General features: G+C 75.1%; 14 protein-coding genes. 11 read left to right on the top strand and 3 right to left on the bottom strand.

Features of this window, described 5'->3' with window-relative positions; all coding sequences use genetic code 11:
- Positions 1 to 65: 65 nt before the first annotated feature.
- On the top strand, positions 66 to 1,547 hold the full coding sequence (locus A4V12_RS09475) for an amino acid permease (protein ID WP_064068804.1): 1,482 nt from the start codon (positions 66 to 68) through the stop codon (positions 1,545 to 1,547).
- Here A4V12_RS09475 and A4V12_RS09470 read toward each other — a convergent pair.
- Complete coding sequence (locus A4V12_RS09470; RefSeq protein WP_064068803.1) at positions 1,519 to 1,941, bottom strand: ATP-binding protein; 423 nt, start codon at positions 1,939 to 1,941, stop codon at positions 1,519 to 1,521. The two genes, A4V12_RS09475 and A4V12_RS09470, sit on opposite strands and share 29 nt — an antisense overlap.
- A 465-nt stretch (positions 1,942 to 2,406) precedes the next feature.
- Between A4V12_RS09470 and A4V12_RS09465 the strand changes: the two genes are divergently transcribed.
- Both A4V12_RS09465 and A4V12_RS09460 read left to right on the top strand, forming a co-directional pair.
- Positions 2,407 to 3,234, top strand: a complete 828-nt coding sequence (locus A4V12_RS09465; protein WP_064068802.1) for an enoyl-CoA hydratase family protein — start codon at positions 2,407 to 2,409, stop codon at positions 3,232 to 3,234.
- A gap of 6 nt (positions 3,235 to 3,240) precedes the next feature.
- Positions 3,241 to 5,535 (top strand): bifunctional salicylyl-CoA 5-hydroxylase/oxidoreductase, encoded by a 2,295-nt coding sequence (locus A4V12_RS09460; RefSeq protein WP_064068801.1) that lies wholly within the window; start codon positions 3,241 to 3,243, stop codon positions 5,533 to 5,535.
- Here the strand turns inward: A4V12_RS09460 and A4V12_RS09455 are convergent.
- Complete coding sequence (locus A4V12_RS09455) at positions 5,513 to 6,331, bottom strand: PaaX family transcriptional regulator (RefSeq protein WP_064068800.1); 819 nt, start codon at positions 6,329 to 6,331, stop codon at positions 5,513 to 5,515. The genes A4V12_RS09460 and A4V12_RS09455 overlap by 23 nt on opposite strands.
- 4 nt (positions 6,332 to 6,335) lie before the next feature.
- Complete coding sequence (locus A4V12_RS09450) at positions 6,336 to 7,973, bottom strand: AMP-binding protein (protein ID WP_079136928.1); 1,638 nt, start codon at positions 7,971 to 7,973, stop codon at positions 6,336 to 6,338.
- 97 nt (positions 7,974 to 8,070) lie between these two features.
- Here A4V12_RS09450 and A4V12_RS09445 point away from each other — a divergent pair, with 97 nt between their 5' ends.
- The 8 genes from A4V12_RS09445 (at position 8,071) to A4V12_RS09410 (ending at position 16,601) form a co-directional block, all read left to right on the top strand.
- A complete protein-coding gene (locus tag A4V12_RS09445) occupies positions 8,071 to 9,183 on the top strand; it encodes an acyl-CoA dehydrogenase family protein (protein ID WP_064068798.1) in 1,113 nt (370 codons plus the stop codon).
- A complete protein-coding gene (locus A4V12_RS09440; protein ID WP_064068797.1) occupies positions 9,180 to 9,578 on the top strand; it encodes a RidA family protein in 399 nt (132 codons plus the stop codon). Before A4V12_RS09445 ends, A4V12_RS09440 begins: the two co-directional genes overlap by 4 nt.
- A gap of 29 nt (positions 9,579 to 9,607) precedes the next feature.
- Positions 9,608 to 10,267, top strand: coding sequence for a class I SAM-dependent methyltransferase (locus A4V12_RS09435; protein ID WP_064068796.1), 660 nt, complete (start codon positions 9,608 to 9,610; stop codon positions 10,265 to 10,267).
- Between the two features lie 69 nt (positions 10,268 to 10,336).
- Entirely contained in the window at positions 10,337 to 12,784 is a 2,448-nt protein-coding gene (locus A4V12_RS09430; RefSeq protein ID WP_079136927.1) for a collagenase, read from the top strand.
- Between the two features lie 74 nt (positions 12,785 to 12,858).
- On the top strand, positions 12,859 to 14,031 hold the full coding sequence (locus tag A4V12_RS09425) for an NAD(P)/FAD-dependent oxidoreductase (RefSeq protein ID WP_064068795.1): 1,173 nt from the start codon (positions 12,859 to 12,861) through the stop codon (positions 14,029 to 14,031).
- The gene (locus A4V12_RS09420; protein ID WP_064068794.1) at positions 14,028 to 14,351 is read left to right on the top strand and encodes a (2Fe-2S)-binding protein; all 324 of its coding nucleotides are present in this window, start codon (positions 14,028 to 14,030) and stop codon (positions 14,349 to 14,351) included. Before A4V12_RS09425 ends, A4V12_RS09420 begins: the two co-directional genes overlap by 4 nt.
- Positions 14,341 to 15,708: an FAD-dependent oxidoreductase gene (locus tag A4V12_RS09415; protein WP_064068793.1), complete on the top strand. Its 1,368-nt coding sequence runs from the start codon at positions 14,341 to 14,343 to the stop codon at positions 15,706 to 15,708. Before A4V12_RS09420 ends, A4V12_RS09415 begins: the two co-directional genes overlap by 11 nt.
- Positions 15,705 to 16,601, top strand: a complete 897-nt coding sequence (locus A4V12_RS09410) for a dihydrodipicolinate synthase family protein (protein ID WP_064068792.1) — start codon at positions 15,705 to 15,707, stop codon at positions 16,599 to 16,601. Before A4V12_RS09415 ends, A4V12_RS09410 begins: the two co-directional genes overlap by 4 nt.

Here is a 16,601-nt window from a genome sequence, read left to right as displayed (position 1 = left end):
GCTCGCACGCTCGAACCCCGCTTCGTTTGTGCCCGCCCACCCGGCCCAGAGAAGAGAACCACCCCATGCGTCCCACCGGACCGCCGCGCCTCAAGAGCCCCGCCCAGCTGATCGCCGACTCCGGCTCGGACCTCGAGGGGCACGGCCTCAAGCGCACCATGGGCCTCTTCCAGCTCGTGTGCTTCGGCGTCGGCGCCATCGTCGGCACCGGCATCTTCGTCGGCCTGTCCGACAGCGTGGCCGAGGCCGGCCCCGCGGTCGTCATCTCGTTCCTGCTCGCCGCGATCACCTGTGTCTTCACGGCCTTCTCCTTCGCCGAGCTGGGCAGCGCGATCCCCGTCTCCGGCAGCTCGTACTCCTTCGCGTACGCCACGCTCGGCGAGCGGATCGCCTTCCTCGTCGGCTGGTGTCTGCTGCTGGAGTACGGCGTCTCCGTCTCGGCCGTCGCCGTCGGCTGGGGCGAGTACCTCAACGAACTCCTCGACAGCCTGGTCGGGTGGCAACTGCCCGCCGCGCTGTCCAGCCCGCCCGGCGACGGCGGCGTGGTCAACATCCCGGCCGTGGTCGTGATCGGCCTCGCCGCGGTGCTCCTGGTGCGGGGCATCCGGGAGAGCGCCCGTGCCACCGCCGTCATGGCCGTCGTGAAGATCGCCATCCTGGTCCTCTTCTGCGCCATCGCCCTGCGCGCCTACGACGGCGGCAACCTCGCGCCCTTCGCCACCCACGGCCTGGCCGGGGTCACCTCGGGAGCCTCGGTCGCGTTCTTCTCGTACATCGGCTTCGACGCGATCACCACGGCCGGTGAAGAGGTCAAGAACCCCCGCAGGAACATCCCCCTGGCGATCATGATCTGCATCGGCATCGTGACGCTGCTGTACTGCCTCGTCGCCGTCGCCGCCATCGGCGCGCTTTCCGCCGACGAGGTCGCCGACCAGCCGGCCGCGCTCTCGCTGATCGTCGACCGGGTGACCGAGTCGGCCGTGGGCGGCGGTGTCATCGCCTTCGGTGCCGTGGTCGCCATCGCCTCCGTCGTCCTGGCGGTGATGTACGGCCAGACCCGCATCCTGATGTCGATGTCCCGCGACGGACTGATCCCGCACGTCTTCGAGAAGGTGTCGCCGAAGACGGCCACCCCCGTGGCGAACACCTGGATCGTCGCCGCCGTCTTCGCCGTCCCGGCGGCCGTCGTCCCCCTCGACGTGGTGCTGAACCTGACCACCATCGGCACGCTCGCCGTCATGGTCGTGGTCAACATCGCGGTCGTCGCCCTGCGCCGCCGCTACCCGGGCACCCCGGGCGGCTTCCGGGTGCCGCTCTACCCGCTCAGCCCGGTGCTGGGCGTCGCCATGTGCCTGTACCTCATGTGGGGGACCGGCTGGACGACGTGGGTGCAGTTCGCCGTCTTCCTGGTCGTCGGTGCCCTGGTCTACGCGCTGTACGGACGCCGCAACTCGCGGCTGGCGGCCGGCCGTGGCGGCCCCGGCGGCCCCGGCGGTCCGGATGGGCCCGACGGGCCGGTCACGGGGTCTGCAGCCCCGGGAGCGTGAACCAGACCGCCTTGCCCCGGTCCGTCCGCCGGTGACCGCACGCCCCGCTGAGCGTACGGATCAGCAGCAGGCCCCGCCCGTGCTCCTGCCAGGGGTCGGGCGGGGTGTCGTGCTCCGGCACCAGGTCGCCGGGCGGCTCGGGATCCCGGTCGTGGACCTCGACCCGGCACCCGCTCGGCAGCCGGCGGACCACCAGCTCTATCGGACCCTTGCCCGCGGTGTGCTCCACCGCGTTGGCCACCAGCTCGGCCGTGAGCAGCTCGGCCGTGTCCCGGTACGCCGAGGCGTCCAGATCCGCGAGCGCCGTGCGTATCAGGGCACGGGCGATGGGCACCGCGGCCGTGGTGTGCGGCAGCGCGATGCGCCAGGAGGAGGGGCCGGATGCTTCGAGCAAGGCGGGGTCCGTTCGGGGAAGCCGGTTCCATTCGGGAGCAGGGAGGGGCGGGCGGGGGACGGGTGGCCGGCGGCGGCTCGCGGTCGCGGTACGGGTGAGCGGCCGGTCGGGGCGGGGGAGCGGTGGCCCGGCGCCACGGCCGGGCGCGGAGACCGGGAGGGTGACGGCGGGGGGGGGGGTACGGGGAGGAGCGGCCGGGGGGCGGGGGGGGGCGGGGAGCGGTGGAACGGGGAGGGCCCGGAGGGCTGCCCTCCACCTTACGTAGGGCCGCCCGCCGCACCAGAGGCCCCCACCCACCCTTCGGGAGACCTGTGCCACAGCTGGTACGGGACCCGCACCGGTCACGGACAGCTGTGACACGGTCACACTCGTCAGCGTATCGCGTCTGCGTGACGGAAGTCACGTACAAGTGATAGCTTCGGAGAGCAGGCATCTGCGCAGGCAGACCGAGGGAGGCCGCACCTCATGAGCCCGTTCTCCAGCTCCGCGTCCCGCACCGAGGAGTGGCGCCATGTGCGGCTCGCCCTCGACGACGGGGTCGCCACCGTCACCCTGGCCCGCCCCGCCAAGCTGAACGCCCTGACCTTCGGCGCCTACGCCGACCTGCGGGACCTGCTCGCGGAACTGTCCCGGGAGCGCGCCGTGCGCGCCCTGGTCCTCGCCGGCGAGGGGCGGGGGTTCTGCTCCGGCGGCGACGTCGACGACATCATCGGCGCCACCCTCGCCATGGACACCGCCGAGCTGCTCGACTTCAACCGGATGACCGGGCAGGTCGTCCGGGCGCTGCGCGAGGCGCCCTTCCCCGTGGTCGCCGCCGTGCACGGGGTGGCCGCCGGGGCCGGCGCGGTGCTCGCGCTCGCCGCCGACTTCCGGGTGGCCGACCCCTCCGCCCGCTTCGCGTTCCTCTTCACCAAGGTCGGCCTCTCCGGCGGCGACATGGGCGCCGCGTACCTCCTGCCGCGCGTCGTGGGTCTCGGCCACGCCACCCGGCTGCTGATGCTGGGCGAGCCCGTCCGCGCCCCCGAGGCCGAGCGCATCGGCCTGATCAGCGAACTGACCGAGGAGGGCGCCGCCGACGCCCGGGCCGCCGCGCTCGCCCGCCGGCTCGCCGACGGCCCGGCCCTCGCGTACGCGCAGACGAAGGCGCTGCTGACGGCGGAGCTGGACATGCCGCTCGCCGCCTCCGTCGAGCTCGACGCCGCCACCCAGGCCCTGCTCATGAACGGCGAGGACTACGCCGAGTTCCACGCCGCGTTCACCGAGAAGCGGCCGCCCAAGTGGCAGGGGCGGTGAGCCGCCGTGGGTGCTCCGCGTTCGCTCCGCGTGGCGGTCGTCGGGGGAGGGCCCGGCGGGCTGTACGCCGCCGCCCTGCTCAAGCGTCTCGACCCCACCCGTGAGGTCACCGTCTGGGAGCGCAACGCCCCCGACGACACCTTCGGCTTCGGCGTCGTCCTCTCCGACGAGACCCTCGGCGGCATCGAGCACGCCGACCCCGCGGTGTACGCCGCCCTCCAGGAGGAGTTCGTCCGCTGGGACGACATCGACATCGTCCACCGAGGCCGTGTCCTCACCTCCGGCGGGCACGGTTTCGCCGCGCTCGGCCGCCGCCGGCTGCTGGAGATCCTCCACGCCCGGTGCGCCGAGCTCGGCGTGACGCTCCGCTTCCGCACCGCGGCGCCGCCCGCCGCCGAACTGGCCGGCTCGTACGACCTGGTCGTCGCCGCCGACGGCGTGCACAGCGCGACCCGCGAGGCGCACGCCGACGTGTTCGCGCCCCACCTCACCACCCACCGCTGCCGCTACATCTGGCTCGCCGCCGACTTCGCCTTCGACGCGTTCCGCTTCGAGATCGCCGAGACGGAGCACGGCGTGATGCAGCTGCACGGCTACCCCTACGCGCAGGACGCCTCCACCGTCATCGTCGAGATGCGCGAGGAGGTCTGGCGGGCGGCCGGTTTCGACGAGACCGACGAGCAGGAGTCCGTCGCCCGCTGCGCCAAGATCTTCTCCGAGGCGCTCCGGGGCAGGCCGCTGGCCTCCAACCGCTCGTCGTGGACCGCCTTCCGTACCGTCGTCACCGACCGCTGGTCGCACGGGAACATCGTGCTCCTCGGCGACGCCGCCCACACCGCGCACTTCTCCATCGGGTCCGGCACCAAACTCGCCGTCGAGGACGCCCTGGCGCTCGCCGCCTGCGTCGAGGAGCAGCCCGGCCTCGGCCGCGCGCTCGCCGCGTACGAGGCCGAGCGCCGCCCCGTCGTGGAGTCCACCCAGCGGGCCGCCGCCGCCAGCCTGCGCTGGTTCGAGGACCTGGCGGACCACCTCGACCAGCCGCCCCGGCGGTTCGCCTTCAACCTGCTCACCCGCAGCCGCCGCGTCACCCACGACAACCTGCGGCTGCGCGACGCCCGCTTCACCGACGCCGTCGAACGGGACTTCGGCTGCCCGCCCGGCACGCCGCCGATGTTCACGCCCTTCCGGCTGCGCGGCCTGACCCTGCGCAACCGGGTCGTCGTCAGCCCCATGGACATGTACTCGGCCGTCGACGGCGTACCCGGCGACTTCCACCTCGTCCACCTCGGAGCCCGTGCCCTCGGCGGCGCCGGACTGGTCATGACCGAGATGGTCTGCGTCAGCCCCCGGGGCCGCATCACCCCGGGCTGCGCCGGCCTGTGGTCCCCCGCCCAGACGGCGGCCTGGCGCCGCGTCACCGACTTCGTCCACCAGCAGTCGCCGGGCACCGCCATCGGCGTCCAGCTCGGCCACTCCGGCCGCAAGGGCTCCACCAAGCGCATGTGGGAGGGCATCGACCAGCCCCTCGACTCCGGCAACTGGCCCCTGGTCGCCGCCTCACCGATCCCCTACCGCCCCGGCGTCAACCAGGTCCCGCACGAACTGCACCGGGCCGCGCTCACCGACATAAGGGAGCAGTTCGCCGCCGCCGCCCGGCGCGCCGCCCGCGCCGGCTTCGACCTGCTGGAACTGCACTGCGCCCACGGCTACCTGCTGTCCGGCTTCCTCTCCCCGCTCACCAACCGGCGCACCGACGCCTACGGGGGCTCCCTGACCGGACGGCTCCGCTTCCCGCTGGAGGTCTTCGACGCGGTACGGGCCGCCTGGCCCGGCGAGCGGCCCATGACCGTGCGCATCTCCGCCACCGACTGGGCGCCCGGCGGCACCACCCCCGACGAGGCCGTCGAGATCGCGCGCGCCTTCGCCGAGCACGGCGCCGACGCCATCGACGTCTCCACGGGCCAGGTCGTGCCCGGCGAACGGCCCGAGTACGGCCGCTCGTACCAGACGCCGTACGCCGACCGGATCCGCAACGCCCTCAAGGTGCCGGTCATCGCGGTCGGCGCGATCTCCTCCTGGGACGACGTGAACTCGCTGCTGCTGGCGGGCCGCGCCGACCTGTGCGCCCTGGGCCGCCCCCACCTGTACGACCCGCACTGGACCCTGCACGCCGCCGCCGAACAGGGCTACGAAGGACCCGGCGCCCCCTGGCCGGCCCCCTACCGGGCGGGCAGCAGGAAACCCCCCACGGGCCGCACCGACGCGCCCAGACCGCGCCTCAGCCTGGCGCCCCGCTCCTGACGAACGCCTCGCCCCTGTCCCGCAGCAGCCCGTGCAGGCCGCCGAAGACGGCCGCCGCCCGGCCGCCCGGCCAGCCCGCCGGGAGCAGGGCGGCCGGCAGGCCCGGGTCCGCGTAGGGCAGGCGGCGCCAGGAGTCCAGGGCCAGCAGGTAGTCGCGGTAGGCCTCCTCGGGGGACGGCTCGCGGGCCGCCCGGGCGCGCAGGACCGGCTCGTGCAGGTCGAGGAACTCCTCGTACAGCTTGGCGATCGCCGCCAGGTCCCACCACCGGCCCACCGCCTCCGCCGTCGCCGCGAAGCCGAGGTGCTCGCCCCGGAACAGGTCCACGTACGGGTCGAGCTGGAGCCGTTCGAGGGTGTGCCGGGTCTCCTCGTACAGCGTGCCGGGTGCGATCCACACCCCCGGCGCCGCCGTCCCGAAGCCCAGCCGGCCCAGCCGCGAGCGCAGCAGGTGCCGCTTGTGCCGCTCGGCCTCCGGCACCGAGAAGACGGCGAGCACCCAGCCGTCGTCCTCGTGCGGCTCGCCGGCCGCGTAGATCCGCCGGTCGCCGTCGTCGAGGAGCTGCCGGGCGTCCTCCGAGAGGGCGTACCCGGCGGCCCCGTCCGCCGTGCGGCGAGGCTCCAGCAGCCCGCGCCGCTTGAGCCGGGACACCGAGGAGCGCACGGACGGCGCGTCCACGCCCAGCACCGCCAGCAGCCGGATCAGCTCGGCCACCGGCAGCGGGGCGTTGTCGGCCGTCCGCCCGTACGCGCCGTACAGGGAGACGATCAGGGAACGCGGGGTGTGCTGCTCGGCCACGTGATCACTTTACGGGCGTGTCCCCGGGCGTGTCCTGGTCGCGCAGCCGGAACCGTTGCAGCTTGCCGGTGGCCGTGCGCGGGAGCGCGTCCAGGAACACGATCCGGCGCGGGCACTTGTATGGGACGAGACGGCCCTTCACGAAGGCGCGCAGGGCCTCGGCCGTGGTGTCGTCGCGGGGCAGGCCGTCCCGGAGCACCGCGTACGCCACGACCACCTGGCCGCGGACGTCGTCGGGGTGGCCCACCACCGCCGCCTCCAGCACGTCGGGGTGGGCGAGGAGGGCCTCCTCCACCTGGGGGCCGGCGATGTTGTAGCCGGCGGAGATGATCATGTCGTCCGCGCGGGCGACGTAGCGCAGGTGGCCGTCCGGTTCGCGTACGTAGGTGTCGCCCGTGATGTTCCAGCCGTGCCGGACGTACTCGCGCTGCCGCGGATCGGCCAGGTAGCGGCACCCGACCGGACCGCGCACCGCCAGGTACCCCTCCTGCCCGTCGGGGACGGGGGCACCGGAACCGTCCACCACGCGCGCGTGCCACCCGGGGACCGGCACCCCGGTGGTGCCGGGGCGGGCGGCGCCGTCGGCCGCCGAGACGAAGATGTGCAGCAGCTCGGTCGCGCCGATGCCGTTGATCAGGCGCAGTCCGGTCCGCTCGTACCAGGCCCGCCAGGTGGCGGCGGGCAGGTTCTCGCCCGCCGACACGCAGCGGCGCAGCGAGCCGGTGTCGTGCCCGTCGAGCTCGTCGAGCATCAGCCGGTAGGCGGTCGGGGCGGTGAACAGCACGGTCACCCGGTGCTCGGCCACGGCGGGCAGGAGCTGCGCGGGCCCGGCCTGCTCCAGGAGCAGCGCCGAGGCGCCCGCCCGCATCGGGAAGATCACCAGGCCGCCCAGCCCGAAGGTGAAGCCCAGGGGCGGGCTGCCCGCGAACAGGTCGTCCGGCCCGGGCCGCAGCACGTGCGCGGAGAACGTGTCGGCGACGGCCAGCACGTCGCGGTGGAAGTGCATGCACCCCTTGGGCCGCCCGGTGGTGCCGGAGGTGAACGCGATCAGCGCCACGTCGTCGGCCGCCGTGGCGACCGCCTCGTACGCGCCGGGGCGCCGGGCCGCGAGGCGCAGCAGGTCGTCGGGCGCGTCCCCGCCGTACGCGGTGACCCGCAGCCCCGGTACCTCCGCCTTCACCAGGTCGTCCACCGCCCGGACGTCGCACAGGGCGTGGCCGACGCGGGCCATCTCGCACATGACGGCCAGTTCCGGAGCGCGCGCCCCGGCCAGGACGGTGACCGCGACCCCGCCCGCCTTCATCACCGCCAGCCAGCAGGCGGCCAGCCACGGCGTGGTGGGACCGCGCAGCAGCACCCGGTTGCCGGGGACGACGCCCAGGTCCCGGGTGAGCGCGTGGGCGATCCCGTCGACGCGGGTGCGCAGCTCGCCGTACGTCCAGACGCGCCCGGCGCCGTCGCGGAAGACCGGCCGGTCCGCGCCGAACCGGTCCACCGTGCGGTCCAGCAGTTCCGCCCCGCAGTTGAGCCGGTCGGGGTAGCGCAGTTCCGGCAGGTCGAAGAGGAGTTCCGGCCACTGCTCGCGCGGTGGCAGGTGGTCCCGGGCGAAGGTGTCACGATGCGCCGATGGCGTGAGCTCCATGGTTCGCCCCCTTGTCGTGGTGGGAACGCTCATCGAGCGTATCGTTCATGTGACGACAGTCAACGGCCCGCGATAGATGACTTCCGAGGGGGCATGAATGCCCGTATTCTCACTCGATCCGGCCCAGACCGCCTGGTGTGCCGAGCTGCGCGCCCTGGGCGCCGAACGGCTGCGGCCGCTCGCCGAGAAGGGCGCGCCGGGGCACGTCGACCGGCCGCTCGTCGCCGCTCTCGGCGAACTCGGCCTGATCGGGCGGCTCTTCGGCGCGGGCGCCCTCGACCTGTGCCTGATGCGCGAGTCCCTCGCCCAGACCTGTACGGAGGCGGAGACGGCCCTCGCCCTCCAGGGGCTCGGCGCCCACCCGGTCGCCGCGTTCGGGACCGCGGGGCAGCGGGCGCGCTGGCTCCCGGAGGTGACGGAGGGACGGGCGGTCGCCGCCTTCGCGCTCAGCGAGCCGGACGCGGGCTCGGACGCGGCGGCGCTCGCCCTGGAGGCGGTGCCGGACGGCGAGGGCTGGCTGCTGGCCGGGGAGAAGCGCTGGATCTCCAACGCCCCCGAGGCCGACTTCTACACCGTCTTCGCCCGCACCACCCCGGGCGCCGGGGCGCGGGGCGTCACGGCCTTCCTGGTCCCGGCCGACCGGCCGGGCCTGACCGGCAGCCCCCTGGACATGCTGTCCCCGCACCCGATCGGCAGCCTGCTGTTCGACGGCGTCCCGGTCGGCCCGGCCGACGTCCTCGGGGAGGTGGACCGGGGCTTCCGCGTGGCGATGACCACCCTCAACCTCTTCCGGCCCAGTGTCGGCGCGTTCGCGGTGGGCATGGCCCAGGCGGCCCTGGAGGCCACGCTCGCCCACACGGCCGGCCGGGCCGCCTTCGGCGGCGTGCTCAAGGACCTCCAGGCCGTATCGCACCGGGTCGCCGAGATGGCGACCCGCACGGAGGCCGCCCGCCTGCTGGTGTACGCGGCGGCGGCGGCGTACGACGCGGGCGCCACCGACGTGCCCAAGCGGGCGGCCATGGCCAAGCTGCTCGCCACCGAGACCGCCCAGTACGTCGTGGACGCCGCCGTCCAGCTCCACGGCGCCCGGGCCCTGCAGCGCGGACACCTGCTGGAGCACCTCTACCGGGAGGTGCGCGCGCCCCGCATCTACGAGGGCGCGACCGAGGTCCAGCGCACCGTCATCGCGAAGGAGCTGTACGCCTCATGAGCCTCGAACGCCTCAATCCGGCCGAACTGTCCCCGCCCTCGGGGTTCTCGCACGCCGTCACCGCCACCGGTTCCCGCTTCGTCTTCCTCGCCGGGCAGACCGCCCTGGACGGTGACGGGCGGGTGGTGGGGGAGACCCTGCCGGACCAGTTCGAGACGGCGCTCGGCAACCTGCTGACCGCGCTCAAGGCCGCCGGCGGCACCCCCGCCGACCTCGCCCGCGTCACCGTGTACGCCACGGACGTCGGCGACTACCGGGCGCACGCCGCCGAACTGGGCCGGGTCTGGCGCCGGCTGGCGGGCCGCGCCTACCCGGCGATGGCGGTGATCGGCGCCGCCCGCCTCTGGGACGAACGGGCGCTGGTGGAGCTGGACGGGTTCGCCGTCCTGGACTGACTGTCAGTGCCCCCTGGCAGCATCGGGGCATGACCGACGACCGCACGCCGATCGCCGCCTACTGGGACGCCGCCGCCGCGTCCTTCGACGACGAGCCCGACCATGGCCTGCGCGCCGCCCCGACGCGGGCCGCCTGGGCCGCGGCTCTGCGGTCGTGGCTGCCGGCCGGGCCGCTCGACGTCCTCGACGTGGGCTGCGGCACCGGGTCGCTGTCCCTGCTGCTCGCCGAGGAGGGGCACCGGGTGACCGGTGTGGACCTGGCCCCGCGGATGGTCGGGCGGGCCCGCGCCAAGCTCGCGGCCGCCGGGCGGGCGGGGCGGTTCCTGGTCGGCGACGCCATGGAACCGCCGACGGGGGAGACGCGGTTCGGAGCGGTGCTCTGCCGCCACCTGGTGTGGACGCTGCCCGACCCGGAGGCCGCCCTGCGCGGCTGGGTGGCACGGCTGCGCCCGGGCGGCCGGCTGGTGATGGTCGAGGGGCGGTGGCGCGAGGCCGGGGAGCGGGGCGTGCCGTACGCGGCCGGTGCGGAGGCCCTGCCGTGGAGTGGTGGCGTCGGGGCCGGGGAGCTGGCGGCGGCGGTGCGTCCGCTGGTCGGCGGTGAGGTGCGCGTCGAACGGCTGGACGGCCGGGCGGAGTTGTGGGGCGCTCCGGTCGGCGACGAGCGGTACGTCCTGACGGCCGACGTGTGAGGCGCTGAGGAGGGCGGCACTCCGGTTCCCACGGGGACTGAAGGGTTGTCAGTGCAATGTCACATTACTATGTTGCACGTCACACGGCAGTGGCATGCACCCAACAAAAGCGCCGATCGTGCGCGCACCACTGGCCGTCCGTACCGCTGCAAGGACCATCCCCCACCTCCGACACAGGAGCCGCAGGTGTCCCAGCGATCCCCGGGCCGTCCCCGACGCCCCGTCCGCAGAGCCCTCCTCGCCGCAGCCGTCGCCACCGCCACCCTGCTCGGGGCGGGCGTGTGCGCCGCGCCCGCCGCCGAGGCGTACGTGCCGCAGCAGCGCCCCGCCCCGGCCGGCACCACCACCGGCACCGGCGGGAGCACCCCGCACGACGAGGTCGAACGCCTCGCCACCGCACCGCGGTCCGCCCCGCGGGCCGCCCCCGCCCCCGGAGCGCTGAGCGGCCCCCGCGTCCCCGGCCCCCGGACGCCGACCGCCCCGGCGTCCGCGGCCGCGTGCGTCCTCGACGACGTCACCCGCCTCGGCCCGGAGCCGTTCGCCGACTTCCTCGCCGACCCGGCCGTCACCGCCGACGGCTGCCTGCGCGGCCTCATCTGGACCTGGGACGCCCGCCTCGCCCCCGTGATGTCCGACGCGCACGTCCAGGCCGTCTCCCGCCGCATATCCGCCCTCGCCGCCGGCCACGACGGCAGGAACGGCAGCCACCTGCTGGAGATGCTCACCTACTTGCACGCGGTGGCGTACCACGACTTCTCCCGCGGCGAGATCGACGTCACCGACCCGCCCACCACCGAGGCCATGCGCCGCGCCGTCCACGCCTTCGGCACCGCCCGCCGCTCCTTCGACGCGACCCGCACCAACGCCGAGTCCCTGCGCGAGGCCCTCTACGCGGGCAGCGCCCCGGGACTGCGCCACTCCCAGCTCGACCTCGTGCGCCGGGTGCTGGCCACCATGGACCGGTACCACACCACCACGTACAAGGACCCCGCCTGGGGAGGGGCCGCCCTCGCCGCGCTGTCCGTGAACTACCTGGGCGTCTACCCGGGCAACAAGGACACCGCCTTCCACACGCTCGTCGCCCGCAACACCGCGTACCGCGACGCCTTCCGGAAGTTCGCCGGGTACACCCACCTCAAGGGCACGCCCAACGAGTGGGTCGTGCGCGACGCCCTCGCCGAGTACGGGCGCTTCGGCCAGATCGCGCCCCTCACGTCCACGATCGTGCCCGACCTCGGCGCCCTGCTCGCCCCCGTCGTCCGCGACTTCGGCCGCGGCAGCGCGCCCTGGGCACGGCTCGCGTCCTGGCTGGACTTCTACGGGGCCTGCGAGCCGTACGCGGTCTGCAAGGACGACATCGTGCGGGAGATCTTCCCGCACGCGTACCGCTACGACAACGGGGCCATCAAGGTCCGCACCGGCCTCGACCGCGCCACCGTCGACCAGCTCTACTACGCGAGCAAGCAGGTCAGGGCCCAGTTCCACCGGGTGCTCGGCACCGAGCGGCCGCTCGCCGGCGACACCAACACCAGCCTGAACATCGTCCTGTACGCCTCCCGCGCGGACTACGAGAACTACCACCCGCTGCTGACCGGCATGGACACCGACAACGGCGGCATCTACATCGAGCGCGGCGCGACCTTCTACACCTACCAGCGCCGCGTCCCCCAGGACTCCTCGCTCACCCTGGAGGAGCTGTTCCGGCACGAGTACGTCCACTACCTCAACGGCCGGTTCGCGGTGCCCGGTTTCTTCGGCGAAGGGCCCTGGTACGAGCGCGACCGCACCACCGCCATGGACGAGGGCACGGCCGAGTTCTTCGACGGGGCCACCCGCGACGACGGGGTCGCCGCCCGCAGGTCGCTCGTCCGCAGCGTCATCGCCGACACCGCGAACGGCCGCCCGAGGATGAGCGTGGACCGGCTGCTGCACGCCACCTACGACGGGGACGGCTTCCGCTTCTACGCGTACGCGGGCACCTTCTTCACCTACCTGTGGGCCGAACGGCCCGCGCAGCTGCGGGAGATGTACCGGCACCTGAGGGCCGACGACCCGGCCGCCTTCGACGCCTGGCGCGACCGGCTCGGCTCGGACCCGGCCGTCCAGCGGGCCTACGACGCCTACCTGGACGCGCGCATCGCCGAGGTCGACGACCTGTTCGTACCGAACACCCGGTACACGCCCAACGACCGGCTGCGGGACGCCACCGCCGAGGCGGTGCGCTCCTCCTTCGCGGCCGCCACGGGGTCCGCCCCGGCCTGCGCCGACAACGGCGACACCTCCATGCGGCGGTTCGTCTGCACCGGCCGCGTCACCGCCCGCCTCACCGACGCCGCGAACCCCGACCGGGTCTTCCAGGACATGTCCGGGACGGTCGACCACTTCCTCCTCGACCGGTCCGCCCCCGCCTCCACCAACCTCGCCGACATGAACTGCTCCTTCGGTGAGGTGGAGATCTGGGCCGACCGGACCGCCGGCACCTCGGACTACACGTGCGAGGGTCCGCTGCGCAGCTGAACGGCCCCTGGAAGCGCGGGCATTGAGCTGACCGCGACCTGTACAGCGTCAGTAACATGTGAAATATTACTGACGTGCCCACGAGACACGTGAGTGATGTGCCGGACGCCGTGATCGTCGGAGCCGGAGTGGTCGGAGCGGCCTGCGCCTACTACGCGAGCCGCGCCGGCCTCACCGTCACCGTCGTCGACCGCGGCCCCGTCGCGGCCGGCACCACCGGTGCCGGAGAAGGCAACCTGCTCGTCTCCGACAAGGAGGCGGGCCCCGAGCTCGACCTCGCGCTGCTGTCCACCCGACTGTGGCGCGAGCTGGCCGGAACACTCCCACCGGAGACCGAGTACGAGCGCAAGGGCGGTCTCGTCGTCGCAACCGACGGGGCCGCCCTGACCGCACTGCGCGCCTTCGCCGAAGGCCAGACGAAGGCGGGCGTCGAGGCGTACGAGATCCCCGCCGACGGCCTCGGCGACCTCGAACCCCACCTCGCGCCCGGCCTCGCCGGCGCCTTCCACTACCCCGAGGACGCCCAGGTCCAGCCCGCCATGGCCGCCGCCCAACTCCTGCGCGCCGCACGGGCCGACGTCAGGCTCGGCCAGGAGGTCACGGCCGTGCTCACCGACCGGGGCGGCGCCGTCCGCGGCGTACGCACCAGCCACGGAGACCTCCACGCCCCCGCCGTCGTCAACGCCACCGGCACCTGGGGCAAGGCCCTCGCCCGACTGGCCGGCGTCCACCTGCCCGTGCTGCCCCGGCGCGGCTTCGTCCTCGTCACCGAACCCCTGCCGCCCCGCCTGGTGCGCCACAAGGTGTACGCGGCGGACTACATCGCCGGCGTCGCCAGCGGCTCGGCCGGCCTGCGGTCCTCCGCCGTCGTCGAGGGCACCCCCGCCGGGACCGTCCTGATCGGCGCCACCCGCGAGCGCGTCGGCTTCGACCGGACGCTGTCCACCGAGGCGCTGCGCCGGCTCGCGGCCCGGGCCGTCGACCTCTTCCCGGTCCTCGCCGGCGTACGGGCCATCCGTGCCTACCACGGCTTCCGCCCCTACCTGCCCGACCACCTCCCGGCCATCGGCCCCGACCCGCGCGTCCCGGGCCTGTACCACGCGTGCGGCCACGAGGGCGCGGGCATCGGCCTCGCCCCGGCGACCGGACTGCTCGTCGCCGCCGCGCTGTGCGACGACCCCCCGCCCCTGGACCCGGAACCGTTCCGCCCCGACCGCTTCGACGACACGGAAGGAGCCGCCTCGTGAGCAGCCGCACGCCCCGCGCCCGTCGCACGCCCCGCGCACCCCGTACGCCCGCCCCGGTACCGTTCACGTTCACCTTCGACGGCCGGCCCGTCACCGCCCTGCCGGGCCAGTCCGTCGCCGCCGCCCTGTGGAGCGCCGGCATCCTCGCCTGGCGCACCACCCGGCACGGCGGCGCCCCGCGCGGCGCGTTCTGCGGCATCGGCACCTGCTACGACTGCCTGGCCACCGTCAACGGCCGCCCCAACCGGCGCGCCTGCCTGCTGCCCGCCCGGCCCGGCGACGCGGTCACCACCCAGGAGGGCACCGGCCATGACCGCTGACCTCGCCGTCGTGGGCGCCGGGCCCGCCGGGCTCACGGCCGCCGCGACCGCCGCCCGGCTCGGGCTGGACGTCACGCTGCTGGACGCGGCACAGCGGCCCGGCGGCCAGCTGTACCGGCACCCGGCGGGCGGCCCCGTGCCGCGACCGGTCCGCCGCCTGGTCCGCCGGCTGGACCGCGTCACGCACCTGCCCCACCACCACGTCTGGACCGTCGTCCGGGACGGCGACACCTGGCTCCTGCACGCCGTCGCGGGCCCCGACGAGGCCCCCGCCGCCGTCCGCGCCCGCGCGGTGCTCCTCGCCACCGGCGCGTACGAACGCCAACTGCCCTTCCCCGGCTGGACGCTGCCCGGAGTCGTCGGGGCGGGCGGCGCCCAGGCCATGCTCAAGGGCGGGCTCGCCCTCCCCGGCACCGGAGCGCCGCCGGCCGGGACGGGGCCCGGGGCCGGGGGCCGGATCGTCGTCGCCGGCAGCGGACCCCTGCTCCTCGCCGTCGCCACCACCCTCGCCGCCGCCGGCGCCCGTGTCCCCGTCCTCGTCGAGGCGTCCGGCCCCGCCGCGTACGCCCGCCACGCCGCCGCCCTCGCCCGCAACCCGGCCAAGCTCTTCCAGGGCGCCCTGTACGGCGGCGCCCTGCTGCACCGCACCACCCGCCTCCTCACCCGCCACGCCGTCACCGCCGCCCACGGCACCACCCGCCTGGAGGCCGTCACCGTCACCCGCCTCGACCCCGACTGGCGCCCCGTCCCCGGCACCGGCCGCCGCGTCCCCTGCGACGCCCTCGCGGTCGGCCACGGCCTCGTCCCGCAACTGGAACTCGCCACCGGACTGGGCTGCGCCACCCGCCGCACCCCCGACGGCACCCCCGCCGTGGAGGTCGACGCCGAGCAGCGCACCTCCGTACCGGGCCTCTGGGCGGCCGGCGAGACCTGCGGTGTCGGCGGCGCCGAACTCGCCTCCGCAGAGGGGGAGATCGCCGCCCTCTCCGTCGCCGGGCGCCGCCCACCCGCGGCCGCCGCCCGCCGCCGCGCCCGCCTGCGGGCCTTCGCCGACGCCCTGGCCGCCGCCCACCGGCCCGGCCCCGGCTGGACCGACTGGCTGGACGGTGCCACCGAGGTGTGCCGCTGCGAGGAGGTCACCGCCGCCCGGATCCGCGCAGCCGTCACCGACCTGGGCGCCCGGGACGCCCGGAGCGTCAAACTGCTCACCCGCGCCGGAATGGGGTGGTGCCAGGGCCGCACGTGCGGCCCCGCCGTCGCCCGCCTCGCGGGCCGGGACCCGGCGCCCGACCGGCGCCCGCTGTCCTGCCCCGTACCGCTCAGTCAGCTGGCACAACCACCGGGAGCCGAGAAATGAACCAGCGTCCCCACCCCTGGCACGGCGTCATGGTCGCCACCGCCCTGCCGCTGCGCGACGACCTCACCGTCGACTACGACGCGTACGCCGAGCACGTCGCCCGGCTCGTCGCGGCGGGCTGCGACGGAGTCGTCCCCAACGGCTCGCTCGGCGAGTACCAGACCCTCACCGACGACGAGCGCGCCCGCGTCGTGCGCGTCGCCGTCGAAGCGGCGGGCGACGGGGCCCGGGTGATGCCCGGCGTCGCCGCGTACGGCAGCGCCGAGGCCCGCCGGTGGGCCGAGCAGGCCGCGGAGGCCGGCTGCGGGTCCGTCCTGCTGCTGCCGCCCAACGCGTACCGCGCCGACGCCGCCGCCGTCCGCGCCCACTACGCCGAGGCGGCCCGCGCGGGCCTGCCGGTCGTCGCGTACAACAACCCTTTCGACACCAAGGTCGACCTGCTCCCCGAACTGCTCGCCCAGCTGCACGCGGACGGCAGCGTCGTGGCCGTCAAGGAGTTCAGCGGGGACGTGCGCCGCGCGTACGAGATCGCCGAACTCGCCCCGGACCTCGACCTGCTGATCGGCGCCGACGACGTGCTGCTGGAGCTCGCCCTGGCCGGCGCCGCCGGCTGGATCGCCGGCTACCCCAACGCCCTGCCCGCCGCCTCCGTCGCCCTCTACCGGGCCGCGGTCGCCCACGACCTGGACACCGCCCTGCCCCTCTACCGGGCCCTGCACCCGCTGCTGCGGTGGGACTCCAGGCCCGAGTTCGTGCAGGCGATCAAACTCTCCATGGACATCGCGGGTTTCCGCGGCGGGCCGTGCCGCCCGCCCCGTACGCCCCTCACCGACGCGCGGGCCGCCGCCGTCCGCGCCGCCACGGAGAAGGCGCTCGCGGAGGGGCTCGCCTGA

The sequence above is a fragment of the Streptomyces noursei genome (assembly GCF_001646665.1).
Lineage (GTDB): Bacteria > Actinomycetota > Actinomycetes > Streptomycetales > Streptomycetaceae > Streptomyces > Streptomyces lavendulocolor.
Note: the sequence above shows the minus strand (reverse complement) of the source record. Positions and strands in the feature narration are given on the sequence as shown.